The following is a 320-nucleotide window of genomic DNA, read 5'->3' on the forward strand; positions in this document are numbered from 1 at the left end:
TTTCTTCGCGCAAAACAGTTGATGCATCAATATCTGTATATTTCACGCCTTTTTTATCAAGCAAATCACGAGCTTTCGCGCAATAAGGACAGTTAGGACGTGTATAAAGTGTTACCTCTTTCATAATATTATTCTCCAAAGATTTTTTAAATAGTGTTAATTTTAACCGTCTTTCAAGAGTTGGGAAACATAGAAACTTCTTTGAAAGCTCGCGAAAATGTTAGAACATCAACCTGCCACGCACCTGCCTGTTTTAATGTCGCAGCAGCAGCCGTAACCGTTGCACCCGTTGTAAAAACATCATCAACCAGCAAAACAGA

Annotated in this window: 1 protein-coding gene and 1 pseudogene; both read right to left on the reverse strand. The window is 38.4% G+C overall.

What is annotated here, in order from left to right; translation table 11 throughout:
• Positions 1 to 124, reverse strand: a 124-nt coding sequence (locus ACFIK8_RS12070; RefSeq protein WP_375669568.1) for a glutaredoxin domain-containing protein, incomplete at its 3' end; no start/stop codon positions are given.
• Between the two features lie 49 nt (positions 125 to 173).
• Positions 174 to 320, reverse strand: a pseudogene (locus ACFIK8_RS12075) (ComF family protein); the annotation flags it as partial.

It is taken from the genome of Bartonella sp. MR168JLCBS (genome assembly GCF_042194175.1).